Genomic DNA, 22,093 nt, shown 5'->3' on the forward strand with positions numbered 1-22,093 from the left:
CAGTTGGAAGGAATCGGCATTTGAGCGTTGAGCACTCAGAATGGGGTAGATGTTTTTCTTCTGTGGAATGGTTTTTTCGTCTTTTGGTTAATTCGAGGGTGAATTTTGAAATCCTCAAAGGCCTAAAATATCTAATTGAAAATGTTACTTGTCATCTGATTTTTGGTGCCTGGGATGCAATTTTTCGTGATTCTTGGCGATCATTGAAATTCAAATGATGTCCATTGTTTTAATGAAATAGAGGGCAATGGGGATTGAGGTACTTTCCCCTCTGTCAGCGCACGGAGCGCGGGGATGCATTGCGACAATCGCCGGCAAATTTCGGAAAGGCGGTCGCGCCATGGGTACCGGCATTGATCCCGGTTGATTTCCGTCGCGCCGGCGGGAAGGCCTGAGCCGGGTCGGGGCATCGACGCAGCGGGCCCGTCATTTCGTCCGCAATTCACCGTCGGACCGCGGCGCGAATGCTTTGCGGGCACGGGTTTTTCAGGCCGGACGGACGGCGTTTTTCTCGACGCGACCGGCGGATCGTGGGGGCCGCGTCAGGTACCCGGTCCCAGGCAGGCGCTTTGTCACGCTCGCATGCGCGCCGGGCAGGGCGCATGGCACCCTCACCAAAGGGCGCTTCGCTCATGTGCGAAGGCGCGGCGGTGCCTAGACTGGCCCTGCCATGCATCGCGAACGGTGATCCTCCCTGTGTGGTGTGGGAGGGGCGAGGACACAGCAGCGTGCGTGGCCCTGTTGCTGGAACGCCTGGGCGAAGGCCTGTTGTCGGTGCGCACCGACGACGCCTTCCGCCACGGGCCGCTTGCAGGCGCGTGAGAACGCGCTAGAACGAAGAGATGGAACGAAGGAGTGCAGCCATGGCCACCCAACCCGATCTTCCGTCTCCGATCACGCCCGACCTGCCGGTCGAGCCCGACGAAGGGCCGGAGCACGCGCCCGACGAGCCCACCGACCCCGAGCCGCCACCCAGCGCGAGGTAGGCAGAGCGCCCGTCGCGCCGCGCTAAGCTCGCGCGATGGATGAAATCGATTGCGCCGTCATCGGTGCCGGCGTGGTGGGTCTGGCCGTGGCGCGCGCATTGGCGCTCGCGGGCCGGGAGGTGCTGGTGCTGGAGTCCGAAGGGGCCATCGGCACGGGAACGAGTTCGCGCAACAGCGAGGTGATCCACGCGGGCATCTACTACCCGCAGGGGTCGCTGAAAGCGACGCTGTGCGTGGAAGGACGCGACGCGCTCTACAGCTACGCGCAGGCACGCGGCGTGCCGCACAGCCGCTGCGGCAAGCTCATCGTGGCGACCTCGGCCGAACAGGTGGGCCAGCTCGACGCGATCCGCGCCAAGGCCGCGGCCAACGGCGTGGACGATCTGGTGCTGCTCACCGCGCAGCAAGCCAACGCGATGGAGCCGCAGCTGCATTGCGTGGCGGCGCTGCATTCGCCGAGCACGGGCATCGTCGACAGCCACGCGTTGATGCTGGGCCTGCTCGGCGACCTCGAGAACGCGGGCGGCATGCTCGCGCTCAAGTCGCCCATCGAACGCGCCGAATGCGGGGATGGGGCCGTCGTGCTGATCGCCGCCGATGGCACGGCCCTGCGCTGCCGCACCGTGGTCAATGCCGCGGGGCTGGGCGCACCGGCGCTGGCGCGCCGCTTCGAAGGCATGCCGGCGTCGGTGGTGCCGCGCGAGTACTTCGCCAAGGGCAGCTACTTCACACTCGCGGGCCGCGCGCCTTTCGGCCGGCTCATCTATCCCGTGCCGGAGCCGGGCGGGCTCGGCGTGCACCTGACGCTCGACCTCGGCGGGCAGGCCAAGTTCGGGCCCGACGTGCAGTGGGTCGAGGCGGCCGATGATCTCGTGGTCGATCCCGCACGCGGCGAACGCTTCTACGACGAGGTGCGCAGGTACTGGCCGGCGTTGCCCGACGGCGCGTTGATCCCGGGCTATGCCGGCATGCGTCCGAAGATCTCGGGGCCGGAGGAGCCCGCGGCCGATTTCGTGATCGCGGGGCCGGCGTCGCATGGGGTGCCGGGGCTGGTCCATCTGTTCGGCATCGAGTCGCCCGGACTCACCAGTTGCCTGGCCATCGGACGGCACGTTGCGGACCTGCTCGCCGAGGCCTGATGCATGCACTCGGGCACAACTGAGCACATCTGTCGCGCATGAGGGGCTTTCGAGCCTGTAACATGACAGCACGCCATATGCTGGCGTGAAGCCGCCGGCGCGGTGCCGGTGTCATCACGGAGGAAAGATTCCAATGAGTGCATCCAACAATCTTGAAGCAGCAGCCGAAGATATCGCAAGCGACGTGCGCGGCGTGCTGGCCAGCAAGGACCTGGATTCGGTTCCCCACATCAAGGCGCTGCGCCAACGCATCGACACCAAGCTCGCCATCGCGCGCGAGCTGGCTTCCGAAAAGAGCAAGCTGGCCGCCAAGAAGGCGCGCCAGGCGGCCACCGCCACCAACACCTACGCCCACGACGAACCTTGGCAGGTTGCCGGCGCCGCACTGGCCGTCGGCGTGCTGGTGGGCCTGTTGCTTGGCCGCCGCTGAGCGTCACTGCACCGGCCTGAGCGCGCACCGCCGTCCCTTCGTTCGCCGTCGCCACGCTGATGTGGCCGGTGAGGGCGGAGGCGGCGCATGAGACTGCTGTCCCTGTTCGGGCTCGGTGCCCGCATCCGCCGGTTGCGCATCGCCGCCGCCGAAGGTGCGTTGGCGGCCGAGGACCGGGTGCAGTTGCTGCGCATGGCCTGGGAGGACGAGAAGCAGCGCCTGAAGCTGACCCTTGTCCTGGTCGTCGCCGTGCTGGGGCTGACCACCGTCGCGGTGGCGTTGCTTTCGATGGCGGTGGTCGTGCATTACTGGGACACGCCATACCGCGTCACCGCCGCCTGGGTGGTGGCCGGTGTCTGGGCGGTGCTGTGGCTGGCGGCCGTCATCGGCCTGATGCGCAGCCTGAGCAATGCCTCCAACAGCTTCGTGCCGACCTTTCACGAGTTCGAGCGCGACTGGGCCTGGGTCCAGGACCGCTTCAACCTCGGCAAGGACCCGGAGTTGGACGACGAAGCGCCGCGTCCGCCGCGCCCCGTCACACGCGAAGAGCTGCTGGCCCGCATGGAACGCCAGCGCGAACGCATCGCCACCCTGCAGGGCGGTCGCGAGACGCAGCCGGCCTCGGGCGAGCCTGCGAACGAGTCGGCCGCGGCAACCGCGTTGCGCATTGCGCGCGAGCATCCGGTGGCCGCCGGGGTGGTCGCTGCCGCCGCTGTGGCGGTGATCCGCCCGAAGCGGTTGCTGCGCTGGGCCACGGTCATTGCGCCGGTGCTCTGGCGCATGCGCTGAGCCACCGGTAGCTAGAAGAAAACCGGCTCAGGCCCTGCGGCGATCCTGCTGCAACGCCTGGGCCGTTTCGCGGACCAGCCCGGGGCCGCGATAGATCAGGCCGGTGTAGATCTGCACCACGTCCGCGCCCGCGGCGATCTTGGCCTTGGCATCCGCTGCACTCAGGATGCCGCCCACCCCGATGATCGGAAAGTCCTTGCCCAGCGCCGCGCGCAGTTGCGCGATGACGCGGTTGCTGGCTTCGCGCACCGGTGCGCCCGAAAGGCCGCCGGCTTCCTGTGCGTGCGGCAGGCCGGCCACCGCGTCGCGCGCGAGCGTGGTGTTGGTGGCGATCACGCCGTCCATGCGGTGGCGCTGCAGCGTGGCGGCGATCACCGCGACCTGCGCGTCGTCGAGGTCGGGGGCGATCTTCACGAACAGCGGCGCGCGCTTGCCGTGGCGCGTGGCCAGCGCTTCGCGCCGCTCGGCCACGGCGCCCAGCAGGGCGTCGAGCGCCTCGTCGCTCTGCAGCGAGCGCAGGTTGGCCGTGTTGGGGCTGGAGATGTTGATCGTCACGTAGTCCGCGTGCGGGTAGACGCCGTCCAGACAGGCCAGGTAGTCGTCCACCGCGCGCTCGATCGGCGTGGCTGCGTTCTTGCCGATGTTCAGGCCCAGCAGCATGGGCGACTTGCTGCCACCGGCCTGCTTGCGGAAACGGGCCTTCTGCACGTTGGCCAGGAAGGCGTCGAGCCCTTCGTTGTTGAAGCCGAGCCGGTTGATCAGTGCATCGCGCTGCGGCAGGCGGAACATGCGCGGCTTCGGGTTGCCGGGCTGGCCCTTGGGCGTGACCGTGCCGACCTCGACGAAACCGAAGCCCATGGCCGCGAAGGCGTCGATGCAGCGTGCGTTCTTGTCCAGCCCGGCGGCCAGGCCGACGCGGTTGGGGAAATTCAGGCCAGCCAGCTGGATCGGGTCTTCGACGCGCGTCGCCGCGTAGGCGCAGGCCAAGGGCGTGTTCTGGGTGCGGGCCAGCCCGTCGAGGGTGATTTCATGGGCGTGCTCGGGGTCGAAACCGAACAGAAAAGGGCGGGCCAGGCCATAGAGCGAAGAGGGCAACAGCAGGGGCATCGGATAATTCTCGACTTCAATGAGCCAAGGATTCTCCGCGATGACCGCACCCGCCTCCCCAACCCCTCTTTCCCAGGATGAACTCAAGGCCCAGGTCGGCCTTGCCGCGCTGGCCTACGTGGTCAAGGGCGAGATCGTCGGCGTGGGCACCGGCTCCACGGTCAACAAGTTCATCGACGCGCTGGCCACGATCAAGGACGAGATCAAGGGCGCCGTCTCCAGCTCGGTCGCGTCCACCGAGCGCCTGCGCGCGCTGGGCATCCCGGTGTTCGACAGCAACGAGGTGGAAGAACTGGCCGTCTACATCGACGGCGCCGACGAGATCGACCACCGGGGCTTCATGGTGAAGGGCGGCGGTGCGGCGCTCACGCGCGAGAAGATCGTCGCGGCGCAGTCCAAGCGCTTCGTCTGCATCGCCGACGCCTCCAAGCTGGTCGAGACGCTCGGCGCGTTTCCGCTGCCGGTGGAAGTGATCCCGATGGCCGTGCGCCGCGTGATGCGCCAGTTCGCCGGCCTGGGCGGCATCGCCCAGGTGCGCGAGAAAGACGGCCTGCCGCTGGTGACCGACAACGGCCAGCACATCGTCGACGTCACCGGCCTGCGGATCACCGACCCGCGCGCCTTCGAATCCGAAGTGAGCCAGTGGCCCGGCGTGGTGACGGTGGGGGTCTTCGCCCACCAGAAGGCCGACGTGTGCCTGCTGGGCACGGCGTCGGGCGTGAAGACGTTGCAGTTCGCCGGCTGAGCGGCGGCGATGCAGCACGGGGGCGAGGCCCCCGTCGTCTCTAGAACTTGATGCCGGCCGGGTTGTTCGGGCCCGGTGCGTTCGAGGGCGGTGCCGGCGCGGGGTTCGGCGGCTGCAGGGGCGTGTCGGTCGCACGGGGTGCGGCCGCTGCCGGTGCCTGCTGCGCGACGAGCGGGCGCGCGGCCGGCGGGCGGTAGCCCGGGGGCAGGCTGTTGCTCTTGGGATAGCCGGCCGCGTCGAGGTAGCGCGACCATTCCACATCCGAGAAGCCCTTGAGCTGCTGCGACCCGACGGTCAGCAGCGGCAGCGCGTTCTGTCCGCTCAAGCGCTGCAGGGCGTCGACGTCCTCGTTGCTCTTGATGGTGCGTTCCTCGAAGGGAATGCCGCGCGTGGTGAGCAGCGTGCGCGCCTCGTTGCAGGGGCCGCAGCCCTCACCGCTGTAGAGCGTGACGGGGTAGCGCTGTGCCACCTGGCGCAGTTCGTAGGGAAGCCCGCTGTTGGTTGGCGCGTTGACGCCGGCCGGCTGGGGCCCGCCCGTCGGCGCGTTGGTGACGACGGGGGGCTGGTCCGAGAACGTGACCTTGCCGTTCTTGTCGACCTGGCGGTAGACCGCCTGTGCCAGCACGCCGGCGGTCGACAACACGAGGACCAGGCCGATCAGGCCGCGCATCGGGAGTTTGTAAAAAGTCGGATACATATCTCCCGAGTATCGCAAGCTTCAGCGCCGTATCAAGCGGGCTGGGCCTGAGCCATGCCCTGATGTCGCAGCAGCGCATCAAGCTGCGGCTCGCGGCCCCGGAAGGCCTTGAACGAATCCATGGCGCTGCGGCTGCCGCCGGCCTCCAGGATGGCCTGGCGGTATCGGCGGCCGGTCTCGATGTTGGGCTCGCCGTCGGCGCCCACGGTTTCCTCGAAGGCCGCGTAGGCGTCGGCGCTCAGCACCTCGGCCCACTTGTAGCTGTAGTAGCCGGCCGCGTAGCCGCCCGAGAAGATGTGGCTGAAGGTGTTCGGCGTGCGGCTGAACGGCGGCGAGGGCATCACGGCCACTTCGGCGCGCACCTGGCCGAGCAGCGCCATCACGGCGCCCGGGGCGGCAGCAGCAGCCTGGTGCTCGGTGTGCAGCAGCATGTCGAACAGCGAGAACTCGATCTGGCGCAGCGTCTGCAGCCCGCTCTGGAAGTTCTTGGCGGCGGTCATCTTGTCGAACAGCGCGCGCGGCAGCGGCTCGCCGGTGTCGACGTGGGCCGTCATGTGGGCGAGCACGTCCCACTCCCAGCAGAAGTTTTCCATGAACTGGCTCGGCAGCTCGACCGCGTCCCACTCGACGCCGCTGATGCCTGACACGTCGCGCTCGTTCACCTGCGTGAGCATGTGGTGCAGGCCGTGGCCGAACTCGTGGAAGAGGGTGGTCACGTCGTCGTGCGTGAGCAGCGGCGGCTTGCCGTCGACACCGCTGGCGAAGTTGCACACCAGCTGCGCGACCGGCGTCTGCAGCACGCCGTCGTCGGGGCGCAGCCAGCGGGCGCGCACGTCGTCCATCCACGCGCCGCCGCGCTTGGCGGCGCGGGCGGAAGGGTCGAGGTAGAACTGGCCGACCTTCTGGCCGGCGCGCTCGATGCGGTAGAACTCGACGCTCGGGTGCCAGGTGGGCGCGCTGTCGCGGCGAATCGACACCTCGAACAGCGTCTCGACGATCTTGAACAGGCCCGCCATCACCTTCGGCGCCGGGAAGTACTGCTTCACCTCCTGCTCGCTGAAGGCGTAGCGCGCTTCCTTGAGCTTTTCGCCGACGTAGGTCCAGTCCCAGGCCTGCGGATCGACGAGGTTCAGCTGTTCGGCCGCGAAGGCGCGCAGGTCGGCCAGGTCGCGCTCGCCGTAGGGCTTGGCCTTGGCGGCGAGGTCGCGCAGGAACTTGACGACCTGCTCGGGCGATTCGGCCATCTTGGGCACGACCGAGAGTTCGCCGAAATTCTTGTAGCCCAGCAGCTTCGATTCTTCCTCGCGCAGCGCGAGGATCTCGGTGATGAGCGCGGTGTTGTCGAACTTCGGATCGCCGAGTTCGCTGGCGCGCGTGACGTAGGCGCGGTACAGGGTTTCGCGCAGCGCGCTGCTCTTGGCGAACTGCATCACCGGCAGGTAGCACGGCATCTTGAGCGTGAGCTTGTAGCCTTTCTTGCCTTCGGCCTCGGCGGCCGCGCGCGCGGCGCTCACCACGTCTTCGGGCACGCCGTCGAGTTCACCCAGCTGCGCGTAGTGCGCGAAGGCGTCGGTGGCGTCGAGGGCGTTCTCGCTGAACTTCTGGCTCAGCTCGGCCTGGCGTTCCTGGATGTCGGCAAAGCGCTGCTTGGCCTCGCCCTGCAGCTCGGCGCCGCCGAGCACGAAGTTGCGCACGGCGTTCTTGTGCGCCTGTCGCTGCTCGGGGTTGAGCGTGGCCGGGTCGATGGCCTTGTACTTGGCGTACAGGCGTTCGTCGGAACCCAGGCGGGTCCAGAAGGCGGTGACGCGCGGCATGGCCTCGTTGTAGGCGGCGCGCAGCTCGGGCGTGTCGGCCACGGCGTTGAGATGGCCGACAGCGCCCCAGGCGCGGCTGAAGCGTTCGGAGGCCACGTCGAGCACCTTGGAGATCGCGATCCAGTCGGCCGGGAATTCGGGCGCCGTCACCGTCTGCAGCGCGGCCTCGGCATCGGCCAGCAGCGCGTCGACCGCGGGCGACACGTGTTCGGGCTTGATGCGGTCGAACAGGGGGAGGTCGGTGAAGTCGAGGAGCGGATTGGTCATGTGAAAGATCCTGGGCGAGCGTAGCGAAGCCATTTCGGGAACCACCGCGGAACCGGCTTTGCCGGGCCGCCGGTGGTGCCCCTTGAGGGGAGGCGGCTACACGCAGTGAGCCAACAACGGGATGGTTCTTATCTTGCGGCGCGTTCGGCCGCTTCAAGGGTGTTGACCAGAAGCATCGCGCGCGTCATGGGGCCGACGCCGCCGGGCACGGGGGTGATCCAGCCGGCCACTTCCTTCACGCCGTCGAAATCGACGTCGCCCGCCAGCTTGCCGTCGGCCTTGCGGTTCATGCCCACGTCGATGACGACCGCGCCGGGCTTCACCATGTCGGCGGTCAGCAGGTCGAGCTTGCCCACGGCGGCGACGACCACGTCGGCCTGGCGCGTGAGGGCGCCCAGGTCTTTCGTGGCGCTGTGGCAGATGGTGACGGTGGCGCTCTTGGCCAGCAGCATCATGGCCATGGGCTTGCCGACGATGTTGCTGCGGCCGATGACCACGGCATGCTTGCCGCGCAGGTCGTAGCCGATCGATTCGAGCATCTTCATGCAGCCGTGCGGCGTGCAGGGCCAGAAGCCCGGAGCGCCGGTCATCAGCGCGCCCGCGCTGGCCACGTGGAAGCCGTCGACGTCCTTGGCGGGCGAGATGGTCTCGATGACCTTCTGGCTGTCCATGTGCTTGGGCAACGGCAACTGAACGAGGATGCCGTGCACCTTGGGGTCGTCGTTGAGGGCGCGGATGCGCGCCAGCAGGTCGGCCTCGCTCAGGTCGGCGGGGTAGGTCTCGAGCGTGGCAGAGAGGCCGGTCTCGGTGCTGTCGTTGACCTTGTGCTTGGTGTAGACCTGGCTCGCCGGATCGCTGCCCACCAGGATGATGGACAGGGCCGGGTTCACGCCGCGGGCCTTCAGCGCAGCGGTGCGGCCGGACACCTCGGCGCGGATGGTTTTGGCGAGGGCGTTGCCGTCGATCAGTTGGGCGGTCATCGGTTTTGATTTTCCAAGTAAAAACGCCCGCTTGCGCAGGCGTGGGGAAGGTGCGTGGCTATCGCAGGGATAGCTGCAGCTCAGGAGGCCTTGGCGGCTGGGGCCGCTTGCCCGAGCGCGATCTTGAGCAGATCGGCCACGGTGTTGGCGTTGAGCTTTTCCATGATGTTGGCGCGGTGCGCCTCCACCGTCTTGATGCTGATGCCCAGGTCGTCGGCGATCTGCTTGTTCAGGCGGCCGGCGACGATGCGCTCGAGCACCTGCGCTTCGCGGCCGGTGAGCTTGGACAGCAGCGCGTCGCGGCTGGCCGACTGCTGGTGCTGCGTGAAGGCGCCGCGTGCGTGTTCGAGCATGCGCTCGACCAGCGACACCAACTCTTCGTCGTTGAAGGGCTTCTGGATGAAATCCATCGCGCCCTTCTTCATGCTGTCGACCGCCATCGGCACGTCGCCGTGGCCGGTGATGACCACGATCGGCAACGGAGAACGCCGTTCGATCAGCCGATCCTGCAATTCGAGGCCGGTCATGCCGGCCATGCGGATATCGACGATCAGACAGGCGACTTCGCGCGGGTCGTATCGGGAGAGAAAGGATTCGGCGGACTCGAAACAGCGGACTCTGTAGTCCTTGCCTTCGAGCAGCCATTGCAGCGAATCGCGTACGGCTTCGTCGTCATCGACGACATAGACCGTGCCCTTCTTCGGAATCAAACTCATGCAGGTACCTTTGCCTCGTCGCTTGCTACGGAACTGATAGCGTCCAACACCGGAATCCAGAAGGAAAAACGGCATCCGATCACATCCGGGCCATTGTAGATGTTCTCCGCCTGCATCCGGCCGCGGTGCGACTCGACGATGGTGCGGCACAGGTTGAGCCCGATGCCCATGCCCTCGGGCTTGGTGGAGAAGAAGGCCTCGTAGAGCCGGTCCATGACCTCGGGCGAGAGGCCCTTGCCCGTGTCCTGCACCGAGAACTCGATGGCATTGTGCCCCTCGATCACCTTGGGCAGCACGCGCAGCTCGACGCTGCGGCGCGCCAGCGGGCGGTCGGCGATGTCGATGGATTCGGCCGCGTTCTTCAGCAGGTTGACCATCACCTGCTCGATGAGGATCGGGTCGACGCGCACCACCGGCAGCCGCGCGGCCACGTAGTGGTTCAGGCGCACGTTGCGCCGGCGCAGCTCGATGCCCGCGAGTTCGACCGCCTCGCTCACCATGGTGGCGACGTCGGCCGGTGTGCGGTTGGGTTCGCTGCGCTTCACGAAGGAGCGGATGCGCTGGATGATCTGGCCCGCGCGCTGCGCCTGCTTCGAGGTTTTTTCGAGCGCGGCCAGCAGGGCGTCGTTGTCGATCGTCTGGCCCTTGATGCGCGACATCATCCCGTTGCAGTAGTTGGCGATGGCGGTGAGCGGCTGGTTGAGCTCGTGCGCCACGCTGGAGGCCATTTCGCCCATGGTGATCAGGCGGCTCGCGGCCTGGGCCTTGTCGGCCTGCGCGGCGGCCTGCTCTTCGGCGTCGCGGCGCGGCGTGATGTCGGTGGCGATCACCAGCTGCGCCAGGCGACCGTCGACCCAGGTCAGGTAGCGCGAGCGCACCTCGAGCCACTTGCCCAGGTGCGGCACGAAGATCTCGTTGTTCGCGGTCTGGGCGGCGGTGAGGGTGTCGATGGGCAGGCCGGCGTAGGGGTCGACGTCGTCCAGGCCTTCGTCGTGCGCGTTCGACGGCGGCACGCCGGCCTGCGCCACCATGCCCAGGTGGCCCACGGTGTCGGAGCCGAACCACAGGCGGTACAGCTTGTTGGCGAACAGCAGCTCCTCGCTGCCAATGGGCGCCACTGACACGGCGGCGTCGAGCGCCTCGAGCACGGTGGTGAAGCGCTCATACGAGGCGGACAGCTGCTCGCGGATGCGCGTCGGCTCGGTGATGTCGGTCATCGACGTCATCCAGCCGGTCTGGTGGCCGCGCGCGTCGATCAGCGGCGACACATACAGGCGCGCGTTGAACACGCTGCCGTTCTTGCGCTTCACGCGCACCTGGAAGCCGCCGGGCAGGGCGCGGCCGTGCAGCTCTTCTTCGAGGCGCTCGTTCATCACCTCGCGGTCGGATTCGAGCCAGTAGGGGAAGGGCGGCGTCTGGCCGACGAGTTCGTCTTCACTCCAGCCTGTCATGGCGCAGAACGCGGCGTTCACGTAGGTGATGCGGCCTTGCAGGTCGAGCACGCGCATGCCGGTGAGCATGGAGTTTTCCATCGCGCGGCGGAAGTTGGTCTCGGCCACCAGCCGCTGCTGCGCCTGCAGGCGGCGGCGCGTGTGGCGCCAGGTGCCGATCAGCATCCAGCTGGTCATCACGCTGAGGGCGCACACGAGCCAGAAGAGGCCGTTGCCCACCACGCCCTGCGAGGTGCGGTAGGCCTGCGCGCGCAGCATCAGCGCGTTGCCCACGGGCGACACCGGCACTTCGTATTCGTTGGTGGCTTCGGTCCAGGGCAGCAGGCGGGTGCCGCTGTTCTTCAGCGGCGTGGTGTTGCCGGCGATGACGTTGCCCTTGGCGTCGAGCAGCGACACGGCATAGCGCGCCTGCACCTCGGAGGGCATGCCGTAGCGCAGCAGGCCGTCGATGGAGAACTCGCCGAGCACGACGCCGGCGAACAGGCCCTGGTCGAACAGCGGAATGTGCAGCTGCAGCATCGCGGCCGGTTCGCCGCCGGCCACGGGCTGCGAGTACACCGGCTGGCGCAGCTCGCGCGCCAATGCGTAGTTGCTTTCGATGTCGCCGGGGCGCAGCACATCGCCGATCAGGTGCTGTTGCGCCGGATGCACGCTGGGCGCGGCATAGCCGGCCTTGAAGCGGCGGCGGTCGTCGATCCAGCTGATGGTCTGCAGCTCGGGGAACTGGCTCACCAGCGACTCGGCGCGGCTCGTGAACTCGACCGGATCGATCTCGCGGTTGGAGGCATCGCGCGCGATGCGCATCAGCTGTTCCTGCCGCTCCAACAGGCGAAGTCGCATGCGCTGTTGCGCGTACTCGACATCGCGCCGCACCGATTCCTGCTCGCGCTCGACTTCTTCGGAGCGCAGGTACCAGAACGCCGACACGATGGCCGCGAGAAACAGCAGCACGGCCGCCATCGGCGCGAGCATCGCGACGGCGTCCTGCAGCACGGGTGTCTGCTTGCGCCACCACGTGCGCCACCAGGACAGCGGCGAGGCTTTGACGGCACTGCGGGCGACCGCGAGCGGGGAGGAAAGGGGCATGGGCGGAGTTTAGGTGATGGCCCTCCCGGGCAAGAGGCCCTGCCGGGGACGTGCTTCCCTGATATTTCATAATAAGAAATCAACAAGCACTATTTGAAATAGGGAAACTTCTATGCGAAACTCCGGCGCGCTCGGTGCCCAGCGCACTAAATTACAGCCACAGCCCTAAAAGGAGAGACAAGCATGTCGGCAAATCCCGAGAACCTGTTCGGCTCGGCCGCAAACGATGCGGACGCCCAGGAGACGCGTGAATGGATGGATGCACTGTCTTCCGTCATCCAGAGCGAAGGGCCCGAGCGGGCGCACTTCCTGCTCGAACAACTGCTCGAACATGCGCGCCAGAACAGCGTCGACATGCCGTTCTCGGCCAACACCGGCTACGTGAACACCATCGAGCCGGGCGTGGAAGCCCGCAGCCCCGGCAACCTCGAGATCGAACAGCGCCTGCGCGCCTACATGCGCTGGAACGCCATGGCCATGGTGGTCAAGGCCAACCGCATCCACCCGCCCGAAGGCGGTGACCTGGGCGGCCACATCGGCTCCTTCGCCTCGCTGGCCAGCATGTTCGGCGCCGGCTTCAACCACTTCTGGCACGCCGAGAGCGAAAACCACGGCGGCGACCTGCTGTACATCCAGGGCCACGTGTCGCCCGGCATCTACGCCCGCGCCTACCTCGAAGGCCGCCTTTCCGAAGACCAGCTGCTCAACTTCCGCCAGGAAGTGGACGGCAAGGGCCTGTCGAGCTACCCGCACCCCAAGCTGATGCCCGAGTTCTGGCAGTTCCCCACGGTGTCGATGGGCCTGGGCCCGCTGATGGCGATCTACCAGGCGCGCTTCCTGAAGTACCTGCACGCCCGCGGCATCGCCAACACCGAGAACCGCAAGGTCTGGGTGTTCTGCGGCGACGGCGAAATGGACGAAGTCGAATCGCTCGGCGCCATCGGCCTGGCCGCGCGCGAGAACCTCGACAACCTGATCTTCGTCATCAACTGCAACCTGCAGCGCCTGGACGGCCCGGTGCGCGGCAACGGCAAGATCATCCAGGAGCTCGAAGGCGAGTTCCGCGGCGCCAACTGGAACGTCATCAAGCTGATCTGGGGCAAGGGCTGGGACGCGCTGCTCGAGAAGGACCATGACGGCGCGCTGCGCAAGATCATGATGGAGTGCAACGACGGCGACTACCAGTCGTTCAAGGCCAACGACGGCGCCTACGTGCGCAAGAACTTCTTCGGCCGCGATCCGCGCACGCTGAAGATGGTCGAGCACCTGACCGACGACGAGGTCTGGAACCTGCAGCGCGGCGGCCACGACTCGCAGAAGGTGTACGCCGCCTTCCACGCCGCCCAGAACCACAAGCGCCAGCCCACCGTGCTGCTCGTCAAGACCGTCAAGGGCTTCGGCATGGGCAAGATCGGCGAAGGCAAGAACACGGTCCACCAGACCAAGAAGCTCGGCGACGAGGACATCAAGGCCTTCCGCGACCGCTTCAACATCCCGATTCCCGACAGCCAGATCGCCGAGCTGCCGTTCTACAAGCCGGCCGACGACACGCCGGAAATGCGCTACCTGCATGAGCGCCGCAAGGCCCTGGGCGGCTACCTGCCGCACCGCCGCGTCAAGGCCGACGAGAGCTTCACGGTGCCCTCGCTCGACACCTTCAAGGCGGTGATGGAGCCCACGGCCGAAGGCCGCGAGATCTCGACCACGCAAGCCTACGTGCGCTTCCTCACGCAGCTGCTGCGCGACAAGGCCCTGGGCCCGCGCGTCGTGCCCATCCTGGTGGACGAGGCCCGCACCTTCGGCATGGAAGGCCTGTTCCGCCAGATCGGCATCTACAACCCGCACGGTCAGCAGTACACCCCGGTCGATAAAGACCAGGTCATGTACTACAAGGAAGACAAGGCTGGCCAGATCCTGCAAGAGGGCATCAACGAAGCCGGCGGCATGTCCAGCTGGATCGCGGCGGCCACGTCGTACAGCACGAACAACCGCATCATGGTGCCGTTCTACGTGTACTACTCGATGTTCGGTTTCCAGCGCATCGGCGACCTGGCCTGGGCGGCCGGCGACATGCAGGCCCGCGGCTTCCTGCTGGGCGGCACCTCGGGGCGCACCACGCTGAACGGCGAAGGCCTGCAGCACGAAGACGGCCACAGCCACATCCTGGCCAACACCATCCCGAACTGCGTGAGCTACGACCCGACCTTCGCGCACGAAGTCGGCGTGATCCTGCACCACGGCCTCAAGCGCATGGTCGAGAAGCAGGACAACGTCTACTACTACCTGACGCTGCTGAACGAGAACTACGCGATGCCCGGCCTGCAGCCCGGCACCGAAGAGCAGATCATCAAGGGCATGTACCTGTCCAAGCAGGGTCCGGTGGTCAAGGCCGCCAAGGGCGCCAAGGAAGCGCCGACCGTGCAGCTGCTGGGCAGCGGCACCATCCTGCGCGAGAGCTTTGCCGCGCAGGAGCTGCTCGAGAAGGAGTGGGGCGTGTCGGCTTCGGTGTGGAGCTGCCCGAGCTTCAACGAGCTGACCCGCGACGGCCAGGACGCCGACCGCTGGAACCTGCTGCACCCCGACCAGACGCCGCGCGTGCCTTTCGTGGCCGAGCAGCTCGGTGCCTCGACCGGCCCGGTGATCGCGTCGACCGACTACATGAAGGCCTACGCCGAGCAGATCCGTCCCTTCGTGCCCAAGGGCCGCAACTACAAGGTGCTGGGCACCGACGGTTTCGGCCGCAGCGACTTCCGCGCCAAGCTGCGCGAACACTTTGAGATCAATCGTCACTACATCGTCGTGGCCGCGCTCAAGGCGCTGAGCGAAGATGGCACCGTGCCGGTGGCCAAGGTGGTGGAAGCGATCAAGAAGTACGGCATCAATGTCGACAAGGTCAACCCGCTTTACGCTTGAACATCAACAACCAACGAACGAACGGCGCCTGACGGCGGGAGACAACGATATGGCAGCAGTGGAAGTGAAGGTGCCGGACATCGGCGATTTCGATGAAGTCGCGGTGATCGAGGTGCTCGTGAAGGTGGGCGACACGGTCAAGGCCGAACAGTCGCTCATCACGGTCGAATCGGACAAGGCGTCGATGGAAATCCCGTCGTCCACGGCCGGTGTGGTCAAGGAAATCAAGGTCGCCGTGGGCGACAAGGTCAAGGAAGGCTCGGTGGTGCTGGTGGTCGAGGCCGAGGGCGCGGCTGCCGCCGCCCCGGCGCCGGCCGCTGCGCCTGCTGCTGCGGCACCCGCTGCCGCAGCGCCTGCACCGGCCGCTGCCGCGCCGGCAGCCGCGTCGACTGCTTCGGGCCCGGTCGATATCAAGGTGCCGGACATCGGCGACTTCAAGGACGTCGCGGTCATCGAGCTGCTGGTGAAGGTGGGTGACACCATCGCCGCCGAGCAGTCGCTGATCACGGTGGAGTCGGACAAGGCCTCGATGGAAATCCCGTCGTCGGCCGCCGGCGTGCTGAAGGAACTCAAGGTCAAGGTCGGCGACACCGTCAACATCGGCGACCTGATCGCGGTGCTCGAAGGCGCCGCAGGGGCTGCCGCACCTGCATCGGCGCCCGCGCCGGCACAGGCCGCAGCTGCCGCGCCTGCCGCCGCAACCGCCAGCGCTCCTGCGCCGGCCGCCGCCGCACCGGCAGCCGCCGCTCCGGCCCACCAGCCGACGTCGGCTCCCACCGGCAGCCTGCCGCACGCCTCGCCCTCGGTGCGCAAGTTCGCACGCGAACTCGGCGTGCCGCTCGAAGAGGTCAAGGGTTCCGGCCTCAAGGGCCGCATCACGCAGGAAGACGTCCAGAACTTCACCAAGGCCGTGATGAGCGGCCAGGCCAGCACCAAGGCCTCGGCGGCCAAGGCGCCGGCCGGTGGTGGTGGCGACGGCGCGGCGCTGGGCCTCATCCCGTGGCCCAAGGTCGACTTCACGAAGTTCGGCACCGTCGAGCGCAAGGACCTGTCGCGCATCAAGAAGCTTAGCGGCGCGAACCTGCACCGCAACTGGGTGATGATCCCGCACGTCACCAACAACGACGAAGCCGACATCACCGAGCTCGAGGCCTTCCGCGTCTCCACCAACAAGGAGAACGAGAAGTCGGGCATCAAGGTCACGATGCTCGCCTTCGTGATCAAGGCGGTGGTCGCGGCGCTGAAGAAGTTCCCCGACTTCAACACCAGCCTGGACGGCGACCAGCTCGTCTACAAGCAGTACTACAACATCGGCTTCGCGGCCGACACGCCCAACGGGCTCGTGGTGCCGGTGCTGAAAGATGCCGACAAGAAGGGCATCCTGCAGATCAGCGCGGAGATGGGCGAACTCGCCAAGAAGGCACGCGACGGCAAGCTCGGCTCGGCCGACATGCAGGGCGGCTGCTTCTCGATCAGCTCGCTCGGCGGCATCGGCGGCACGCACTTCACGCCCATCATCAACGCCCCCGAAGTGGCCATCCTCGGCCTCTCCAAGGGCCAGATGAAGCCGGTGTGGGACGGCAAGCAGTTCGTGCCGCGTCTCACGCTGCCGCTGTCGCTGTCGTATGACCACCGCGTGATCGATGGCGCCCTGGCTGCGCGTTTCAACGCCTACCTGGGCCAGGTGCTCGCGGACTACCGTCGCATCCTGCTATGACCACGGTTGTGGCCGTCCGAAAGGGTGGCCAGGTCACGATGGCGGCCGATTCGCTGGTGACCTTCGGCGACACGCGCATGTCGCACAACGCCGAAGCGAACCAGAAGATCTTCACCGTCGAGGATGCCGCGGGCCAGAGCCTGTTCGCGGTGGCGGGCGCCGCCGCGCACCAGCTGGTGCTCCAGCATGCGCTGGCGGCTCAGCCGCGCGAGGCGCTGCAGTTCGGCAGCAAGCACGAGGTGTTCCACACCTTCACGCAGCTGCATCCGGTGCTGAAGGACTCGTTCTTCATGCAGACCAAGGAAGACGAGCACGAGCCCTACGAGTCGAGCCAGTTCACCATGCTGCTGGCCAACCCGAGCGGCATCTACGGCATCTACAGCTACCGCGAGGTGTTCGAGTTCAAGCAGTACTGGGCCATCGGCTCGGGACGCAGCTTCGCGCTCGGCGCCATGCACGCGGCCTATGACAACAAGTCGCGCAACGCGCGCGACGTGGCGGAGGCGGGCATCGCCGCCGCCTGCGAATTCGATCGCAATTCGGCCCTGCCGGCCGACGTTCTCACACTCAAACTGAAAGTGTCCAAATGAGCGAACAACACATCAAGGTGCCGGACATCGGCGACTTCGACGAAGTCGCGGTGATCGAGGTGCTGGTCAACATCGGCGACACGGTCAAGGCCGAACAGTCGCTCATCACGGTCGAATCGGACAAGGCCTCGATGGAGATTCCCTCGTCGGCCGCCGGCGTGGTGAAGTCGCTGGCCGTGAAGGTGGGCGACAAGGTCAAGGAAGGCTCGGTCGTGCTGACGCTCGAAGTCGACGGGGCCGCCGCGCCCGCGCCGGCACCCGCGCCGGCAGCTGCTGCGCCTGCGCCCAAGGCGGCTGCACCGGCCCCCGCCGCGGCAGCTTCGGTGGTGGTGTCCAGCTACGGCGGCAAGGTCGATGTCGAGTGCGACGTGGTCGTACTCGGTGCCGGCCCCGGCGGCTACTCAGCCGCCTTCCGCGCGGCCGACCTCGGCCTGAAGGTCGTGCTGATCGAACGCTACGCCACCCTCGGCGGCGTGTGCCTGAACGTCGGCTGCATTCCCTCGAAGGCGCTGCTGCACGTCGCTTCCGTCATGGACGAGGTGAAGCACTTCGCCGACCTGGGCGTGAGCTTCGCTGCGCCCACGGTCGACCGCGCCAAGCTGCTCGGCCACAAGAACAAGGTGGTGGGCAAGCTCACCGGTGGCCTCACGGCGATGGCCAAGATGCGCAAGGTGACTGTGCTGCGCGGCGTGGGCAACTTCATCGACCCGTACCACCTGGAAGTCGAAGAGACCTCCGGCACGAGCTGGGACACCACGGGCAAGAAGCAGACCGTCAAGTTCCGCAACGCGATCATCGCGGCCGGCTCGCAGTCGGTGAGCCTGCCCTTCATGCCGAAGGACCCGCGCGTGGTCGACTCGACCGGCGCGCTCGAGATGGGCACCGACCCCAAGCGCATGCTGGTGCTGGGCGGCGGCATCATCGGCCTTGAGATGGGCACCGTGTACTCGACGCTGGGCGCGCGCCTGGATGTGGTCGAGATGCTCGACGGCCTCATGCAGGGCGCCGACCGCGACCTCGTGAAGGTCTGGCAGAAGATGAACGCGCCGCGCTTCGACAACATCATGCTCAAGACCAAGACGGTCGGCGCCGAAGCCACGAAGGAAGGCATCAAGGTCACCTTCGAGGGCGAGAACGCGCCGAAGGAGCCGCAGGTGTACGACCTCGTGCTGCAGGCCGTGGGCCGCAGCCCGAACGGCAAGAAGATCGGCGCCGAGAAGGCCGGCATCACGGTGAGCGACCGCGGCTTCATTCCGGTCGACATCCAGATGCGCACCAATGTGCCCCACATCTTCGCCATCGGCGACATCGTGGGCCAGCCCATGCTGGCGCACAAGGCGGTGCACGAGGCGCATGTGGCGGCTGAAGTGATCGCCGGCGAGCAGAAGGGCGACAAGGAGCTGTCCAGCGCCGCCTTCAACGCCCGCGTGATTCCCAGCGTGGCCTATACCGACCCCGAAGTGGCATGGGTCGGCCTCACCGAAGACCAGGCCAAGGCCGAAGGCATCAAGGTCAAGAAGGGCCACTTCCCGTGGACCGCATCGGGCCGCGCCATCGCCAACGGTCGCGACGAAGGCTTCACCAAGCTGCTGTTCGACGCCGAGACGCACCGCATCCTGGGTGGCGGCATCGTCGGCACGCATGCCGGCGACATGATCGGCGAGATCGCGCTGGCCATCGAGATGGGTGCGGACGAGATCGACATCGGCAAGACCATCCATCCGCACCCGACGCTGGGCGAAAGCATCGGCATGGCAGCGGAAGTGGCGCACGGCACCTGCACGGACCTGCCGCCGGCGAAGAAGGCGGCCTGATCGATTGGCGCTACGGCGCCTGTCGAGCGCCCACAAAAAATCCCGCCGCGGCGGGATTTTTTTCGTCCTGGATTCGGAGCGCCGAATCAGTCGCTGGCAGTGCCCATGGCCGCGGCCTTGACCTCGTCGCCCTGGCCGCTGAGCACGCGGCGGGCGCCGTCGAAGCGGCGCTGCCAGTAGCTGCCGTTCATGTCTTCGACACGGACCTGGGCGCCGGAGCGGGGGGAGTGGATGAACTTGCCTTCGCCGACGTAGATGCCGACGTGGCTGAAGGTGCGGCGCATGGTGTTGAAGAACACGAGGTCGCCGGGCTTGAGCTGGCTGCGGTCGATCTTCTCGGTGGCGGCGGCCTGTTCTTCGGCGCGGCGCGGGAGCACGTGGCCCACCGTCTGGTTATACATGGCGCGGACGAAGCCGCTGCAATCGAAGCCGGATTCGGCGGTGTTGCCGCCGCGGCGGTAAGGAACGCCGAGGAAGCCGATGGCGGTCACGACGAGGTCGGACGTGCGCTCTGCGACGGTCTGGCGAACCTGATGGAACTGGCCGACCAGGCCGCGTTCGGCAAGGATTCGGTCCATCTCATCCGATCGATCCTGTTGAGGGGGGGCGGCGTGGACGGCCACGGCGAACAGGAGGGATACGGGTAGGACGAAAAAACGCATGGCGCGTAGGATATTGATGACGCGCAGTTATGTCAATTTAATCTGAATTGTTGAATGCGTGCGTAAACCATTGATTTACATGTGTTTTTTCGATCCGGCGGAAGAAAAAATGTAACGGTGAACGTTTATGCGGCATAAGGATTCGAATGTAAACACCTCGGCTGATATGACTTTGAAGTCTTAAAAGTCGGCATGTGCATTCCATTTGTTGCCAAGACGTCCTCAAATTCAGGAAATCTTCATGAACTTGCGAAATCGCTCCTTTCTTCGCTCCCTGGGGAGCCTGTTGGTGCTCGCGGGGTGTGGCCTGGCTGGCGCGGCCATGGCGCAGGTGCGTGCCGAAACCGTCGCCTCGGGTCTTGAGAACCCCTGGGGCGTCGCCTTCCTGTCGGAGGGCCGTTTCGTGGTCACCGAGAAGCCCGGCCGCCTGCGGCTGGTGGCGGCCGACGGCAAGCTGGGCGCGCCGATCCAGGGCCTGCCGCCCATCGCTGCGGGCGGGCAGGGCGGGCTGCTCGACGTGCTGGCCGACAGCGGCTTCGCGCAGAACCGCACCCTGTACTTCTGCTATTCGGAGCCGGAAGCGGCGGGCGGATCGGCCAACAGCACCGCGCTCGCACGCGCCCGCCTGTCGGCCGACGGCACGAAGCTGGAGGCGCTGAAGGTCATCTTCAGCCAGAAGCCGAAGGTCGCGAGCCGCGCGCACTTCGGCTGCCGCATCGTCGAGGCCCGCGACGGCAACCTGTTCCTCACGCTCGGCGACCGCTTCAGCCGCAAGGACGATGCGCAGACGCTCGACAACCACCACGGCAAGGTGGTGCGCATCGCCAAGGATGGCAGCGTGCCGAAAGACAACCCCTTCGTCGGCAAGCCGGGGGCGCTGCCCGAGATCTGGAGCTACGGCCATCGCAACAGCCAGGGCGCGACGCTCGCGCCCGATGGCCGCTTCTGGATGACCGAGCACGGCCCGCAGGGCGGCGACGAGATCAACATCCCGCGCGCCGGCGTCAACCACGGCTGGCCGGTGATCACCTATGGCGAAAACTACGGCGGCGGCAAGATCGGCGAGGGCATCACCCGCAAGGACGGCATGGAACAGCCGCTGCATTACTGGGTGCCGTCGATCGCGCCCTCGGGCATGGCCTTCCTCACCAGCGACCGCTACGGCGCCGGCTGGAAGGGCAACCTCTTCGTGGGCTCGCTGAAGTTCGGGTACCTCGATCGCATCGAGCTGAAGGACGACAAGGTGGTCGCCGAGCACAAGCTGCTGGCCGACGGCCGGGCCCGCATCCGCGACGTGAAGCAGGGGCCGGATGGCCTGCTCTACGTGCTCACCGACGAGTCCGACGGCAAGCTGCTGCGTCTGCGGCCGAACTGACCGACGCCTCAGCCCGGGCAGCCCGGCAGCGGCAGCGTCGGCAGCAGGCGGCGCCAGAGCCGCCGCCACTCGGGCCAGTCGTGCCCGCCTTCGGTCGTGACCACGCGTTCCGCTGGCAACGCTCCGGCCAGCAACCGGTGGCTGAAGGCAAAGCGGTCGTCGAGCGCGTAGCCCAGGTACAGCGGCGGCCGGTCGCCGAACGTGCGGGTGTGGCCGACGTAGCCGCGCAGCCATTGCCACAGCTGCGTGTCGCTGGGCGTGCGTGGGTCGCTGCCGGGTGGTGCTTCGAGCGGGCCGCGCCAGCGCGCCACGCCGCCGGCATTGGCGATGTCCTGGCTCAGCACGCGTTCGCCCAGGTAGGGAGCCAGCACGACCAGGCCGGCGAGGTCGCCGGGGTGCGTCTGGGCATACAGCAGCCCGCCGAAACCGCCGACCGAGATGCCCGCGATCCAGATCGCCTTGTAGCCCTGGCGGCGCGCCGGGGCGATCACGTCCTGCGCCAGCCGGTCGAGGATGGTCTTGTTGCGGTAGTAGCCCATATGGGCATCGACGCGCAGGGTGTCGACCGCGAGCCGGTTCTCGTTCAGGGCGTCGATGAAGCCTTCGCGCACGAACTCCTCGGGCGCTGAGTATGCGCCGGGCAGCAGCACGATCAGCGTGTCGGCGCTGCGGGTGCAACTGCTCTTTTCCAGCGTGGTGGCCAGCGGTGCCTCGGCGGCCCGCAAACCGCCGCAGCCGGCGAGCAGCAGCAGCGAGGCTGCTCCGAGGAGCAGGGCGAGGCGGCGGCGCAGGAGCGACAGGGACTGCATCCGCCG

The 22,093-nt window shown here is 67.0% G+C and carries 18 protein-coding genes; 10 read left to right on the forward strand and 8 right to left on the reverse strand.

All coding sequences use genetic code 11. From position 1 onward, the window contains the following. Positions 1-863 precede the first annotated feature (863 nt). From AC1RGU_RS16285 to AC1RGU_RS16300, 4 genes are all read left to right on the forward strand, one after another. Complete coding sequence (locus tag AC1RGU_RS16285) at positions 864-986, forward strand: hypothetical protein (protein WP_062479916.1); 123 nt, start codon at positions 864-866, stop codon at positions 984-986. Positions 987-1,021: 35 nt separating this feature from the next. Continuing rightward, entirely contained in the window at positions 1,022-2,125 is a 1,104-nt protein-coding gene (locus AC1RGU_RS16290) for an NAD(P)/FAD-dependent oxidoreductase (RefSeq protein WP_492696888.1), read from the forward strand. Between the two features lie 133 nt (positions 2,126-2,258). Continuing rightward, positions 2,259-2,555 carry a glycine zipper domain-containing protein gene (locus AC1RGU_RS16295; protein WP_056580064.1) on the forward strand — a complete coding sequence of 99 codons (297 nt, stop codon included), beginning with the start codon at positions 2,259-2,261 and terminating at the stop codon, positions 2,553-2,555. 87 nt (positions 2,556-2,642) lie between these two features. Next, entirely contained in the window at positions 2,643-3,344 is a 702-nt protein-coding gene (locus AC1RGU_RS16300) for a phage holin family protein (protein ID WP_492696889.1), read from the forward strand. Positions 3,345-3,371: 27 nt separating this feature from the next. Here the strand turns inward: AC1RGU_RS16300 and AC1RGU_RS16305 are convergent, their stop codons facing one another. Further along, positions 3,372-4,451, reverse strand: coding sequence for a quinone-dependent dihydroorotate dehydrogenase (locus AC1RGU_RS16305; protein WP_492696890.1), 1,080 nt, complete (start codon positions 4,449-4,451; stop codon positions 3,372-3,374). A 40-nt stretch (positions 4,452-4,491) separates the two neighbouring features. On the opposite strand from AC1RGU_RS16305, the gene rpiA reads away from it, so the two are divergent. Continuing rightward, positions 4,492-5,196: a ribose-5-phosphate isomerase RpiA gene (rpiA, locus tag AC1RGU_RS16310; protein WP_095745673.1), complete on the forward strand. Its 705-nt coding sequence runs from the start codon at positions 4,492-4,494 to the stop codon at positions 5,194-5,196. 40 nt (positions 5,197-5,236) lie between these two features. On the opposite strand, the gene AC1RGU_RS16315 is transcribed toward rpiA, so the two are convergent. The 5 genes from AC1RGU_RS16315 to AC1RGU_RS16335 all read right to left on the reverse strand — a co-directional run bounded on the left by AC1RGU_RS16315 (position 5,237) and on the right by AC1RGU_RS16335 (position 12,207). Then, entirely contained in the window at positions 5,237-5,866 is a 630-nt protein-coding gene (locus AC1RGU_RS16315) for a glutaredoxin family protein (protein WP_492696891.1), read from the reverse strand. A 59-nt stretch (positions 5,867-5,925) separates the two neighbouring features. Continuing rightward, positions 5,926-7,974, reverse strand: a complete 2,049-nt coding sequence (locus AC1RGU_RS16320; RefSeq protein ID WP_369646692.1) for a M3 family metallopeptidase — start codon at positions 7,972-7,974, stop codon at positions 5,926-5,928. 128 nt (positions 7,975-8,102) lie between these two features. Beyond that, a complete protein-coding gene (folD, locus tag AC1RGU_RS16325; protein ID WP_062479931.1) occupies positions 8,103-8,954 on the reverse strand; it encodes a bifunctional methylenetetrahydrofolate dehydrogenase/methenyltetrahydrofolate cyclohydrolase FolD in 852 nt (283 codons plus the stop codon). Between the two features lie 80 nt (positions 8,955-9,034). Further along, positions 9,035-9,670 carry a response regulator transcription factor gene (locus tag AC1RGU_RS16330; protein ID WP_056580071.1) on the reverse strand — a complete coding sequence of 212 codons (636 nt, stop codon included), beginning with the start codon at positions 9,668-9,670 and terminating at the stop codon, positions 9,035-9,037. Further along, on the reverse strand, positions 9,667-12,207 hold the full coding sequence (locus AC1RGU_RS16335) for a PAS domain-containing sensor histidine kinase (RefSeq protein WP_062479933.1): 2,541 nt from the start codon (positions 12,205-12,207) through the stop codon (positions 9,667-9,669). The genes AC1RGU_RS16330 and AC1RGU_RS16335 overlap by 4 nt, the downstream gene beginning before the upstream one ends. 183 nt (positions 12,208-12,390) lie before the next feature. Here AC1RGU_RS16335 and aceE point away from each other — a divergent pair, with 183 nt between their 5' ends. Genes aceE through lpdA form a run of 4 tightly spaced genes read left to right on the forward strand, consistent with a single transcriptional unit; the run spans position 12,391 to position 19,241 of the window. Next, complete coding sequence (gene aceE / locus AC1RGU_RS16340; protein ID WP_369646694.1) at positions 12,391-15,120, forward strand: pyruvate dehydrogenase (acetyl-transferring), homodimeric type; 2,730 nt, start codon at positions 12,391-12,393, stop codon at positions 15,118-15,120. A 49-nt stretch (positions 15,121-15,169) separates the two neighbouring features. Next, complete coding sequence (gene aceF, locus AC1RGU_RS16345) at positions 15,170-16,837, forward strand: dihydrolipoyllysine-residue acetyltransferase (protein WP_492696892.1); 1,668 nt, start codon at positions 15,170-15,172, stop codon at positions 16,835-16,837. Further along, positions 16,834-17,427: an Ntn hydrolase family protein gene (locus AC1RGU_RS16350; protein WP_095745669.1), complete on the forward strand. Its 594-nt coding sequence runs from the start codon at positions 16,834-16,836 to the stop codon at positions 17,425-17,427. The genes aceF and AC1RGU_RS16350 overlap by 4 nt, the downstream gene beginning before the upstream one ends. Further along, complete coding sequence (lpdA, locus tag AC1RGU_RS16355; RefSeq protein WP_492696893.1) at positions 17,424-19,241, forward strand: dihydrolipoyl dehydrogenase; 1,818 nt, start codon at positions 17,424-17,426, stop codon at positions 19,239-19,241. Before AC1RGU_RS16350 ends, lpdA begins: the two co-directional genes overlap by 4 nt. 86 nt (positions 19,242-19,327) lie before the next feature. Here the strand turns inward: lpdA and AC1RGU_RS16360 are convergent, their stop codons facing one another. Then, positions 19,328-19,903, reverse strand: coding sequence for a C40 family peptidase (locus tag AC1RGU_RS16360; protein ID WP_062480809.1), 576 nt, complete (start codon positions 19,901-19,903; stop codon positions 19,328-19,330). A gap of 322 nt (positions 19,904-20,225) precedes the next feature. Here AC1RGU_RS16360 and AC1RGU_RS16365 point away from each other — a divergent pair, with 322 nt between their 5' ends. Beyond that, entirely contained in the window at positions 20,226-21,278 is a 1,053-nt protein-coding gene (locus AC1RGU_RS16365) for a PQQ-dependent sugar dehydrogenase (protein ID WP_492697099.1), read from the forward strand. 8 nt (positions 21,279-21,286) lie between these two features. Here the strand turns inward: AC1RGU_RS16365 and AC1RGU_RS16370 are convergent, their stop codons facing one another. Beyond that, positions 21,287-22,087, reverse strand: a complete 801-nt coding sequence (locus tag AC1RGU_RS16370) for an alpha/beta hydrolase (RefSeq protein ID WP_492696894.1) — start codon at positions 22,085-22,087, stop codon at positions 21,287-21,289. Between the last annotated feature and the right edge of the window lie 6 nt (positions 22,088-22,093).

The sequence above is a fragment of the Variovorax sp. GW823-FHT02B07 genome, assembly GCF_058797695.1.

What these genes read in the sequence shown, in the direction of transcription:
- AC1RGU_RS16285 (WP_062479916.1), top strand. Translation starts at nt 864, where the DNA reads ATGGCCACCCAACCCGATCTTCCGTCTCCGATCACGCCCGACCTGCCG.
- AC1RGU_RS16290 (WP_492696888.1), top strand. Translation starts at nt 1,022, where the DNA reads ATGGATGAAATCGATTGCGCCGTCATCGGTGCCGGCGTGGTGGGTCTG.
- AC1RGU_RS16295 (WP_056580064.1), top strand. Translation starts at nt 2,259, where the DNA reads ATGAGTGCATCCAACAATCTTGAAGCAGCAGCCGAAGATATCGCAAGC.
- AC1RGU_RS16300 (WP_492696889.1), top strand. Translation starts at nt 2,643, where the DNA reads ATGAGACTGCTGTCCCTGTTCGGGCTCGGTGCCCGCATCCGCCGGTTG.
- AC1RGU_RS16305 (WP_492696890.1), bottom strand. Translation starts at nt 4,451, where the DNA reads ATGCCCCTGCTGTTGCCCTCTTCGCTCTATGGCCTGGCCCGCCCTTTT.
- rpiA (WP_095745673.1), top strand. Translation starts at nt 4,492, where the DNA reads ATGACCGCACCCGCCTCCCCAACCCCTCTTTCCCAGGATGAACTCAAG.
- AC1RGU_RS16315 (WP_492696891.1), bottom strand. Translation starts at nt 5,866, where the DNA reads ATGCGCGGCCTGATCGGCCTGGTCCTCGTGTTGTCGACCGCCGGCGTG.
- AC1RGU_RS16320 (WP_369646692.1), bottom strand. Translation starts at nt 7,974, where the DNA reads ATGACCAATCCGCTCCTCGACTTCACCGACCTCCCCCTGTTCGACCGC.
- folD (WP_062479931.1), bottom strand. Translation starts at nt 8,954, where the DNA reads ATGACCGCCCAACTGATCGACGGCAACGCCCTCGCCAAAACCATCCGC.
- AC1RGU_RS16330 (WP_056580071.1), bottom strand. Translation starts at nt 9,670, where the DNA reads ATGAGTTTGATTCCGAAGAAGGGCACGGTCTATGTCGTCGATGACGAC.
- AC1RGU_RS16335 (WP_062479933.1), bottom strand. Translation starts at nt 12,207, where the DNA reads ATGCCCCTTTCCTCCCCGCTCGCGGTCGCCCGCAGTGCCGTCAAAGCC.
- aceE (WP_369646694.1), top strand. Translation starts at nt 12,391, where the DNA reads ATGTCGGCAAATCCCGAGAACCTGTTCGGCTCGGCCGCAAACGATGCG.
- aceF (WP_492696892.1), top strand. Translation starts at nt 15,170, where the DNA reads ATGGCAGCAGTGGAAGTGAAGGTGCCGGACATCGGCGATTTCGATGAA.
- AC1RGU_RS16350 (WP_095745669.1), top strand. Translation starts at nt 16,834, where the DNA reads ATGACCACGGTTGTGGCCGTCCGAAAGGGTGGCCAGGTCACGATGGCG.
- lpdA (WP_492696893.1), top strand. Translation starts at nt 17,424, where the DNA reads ATGAGCGAACAACACATCAAGGTGCCGGACATCGGCGACTTCGACGAA.
- AC1RGU_RS16360 (WP_062480809.1), bottom strand. Translation starts at nt 19,903, where the DNA reads ATGCGTTTTTTCGTCCTACCCGTATCCCTCCTGTTCGCCGTGGCCGTC.
- AC1RGU_RS16365 (WP_492697099.1), top strand. Translation starts at nt 20,226, where the DNA reads ATGGCGCAGGTGCGTGCCGAAACCGTCGCCTCGGGTCTTGAGAACCCC.
- AC1RGU_RS16370 (WP_492696894.1), bottom strand. Translation starts at nt 22,087, where the DNA reads ATGCAGTCCCTGTCGCTCCTGCGCCGCCGCCTCGCCCTGCTCCTCGGA.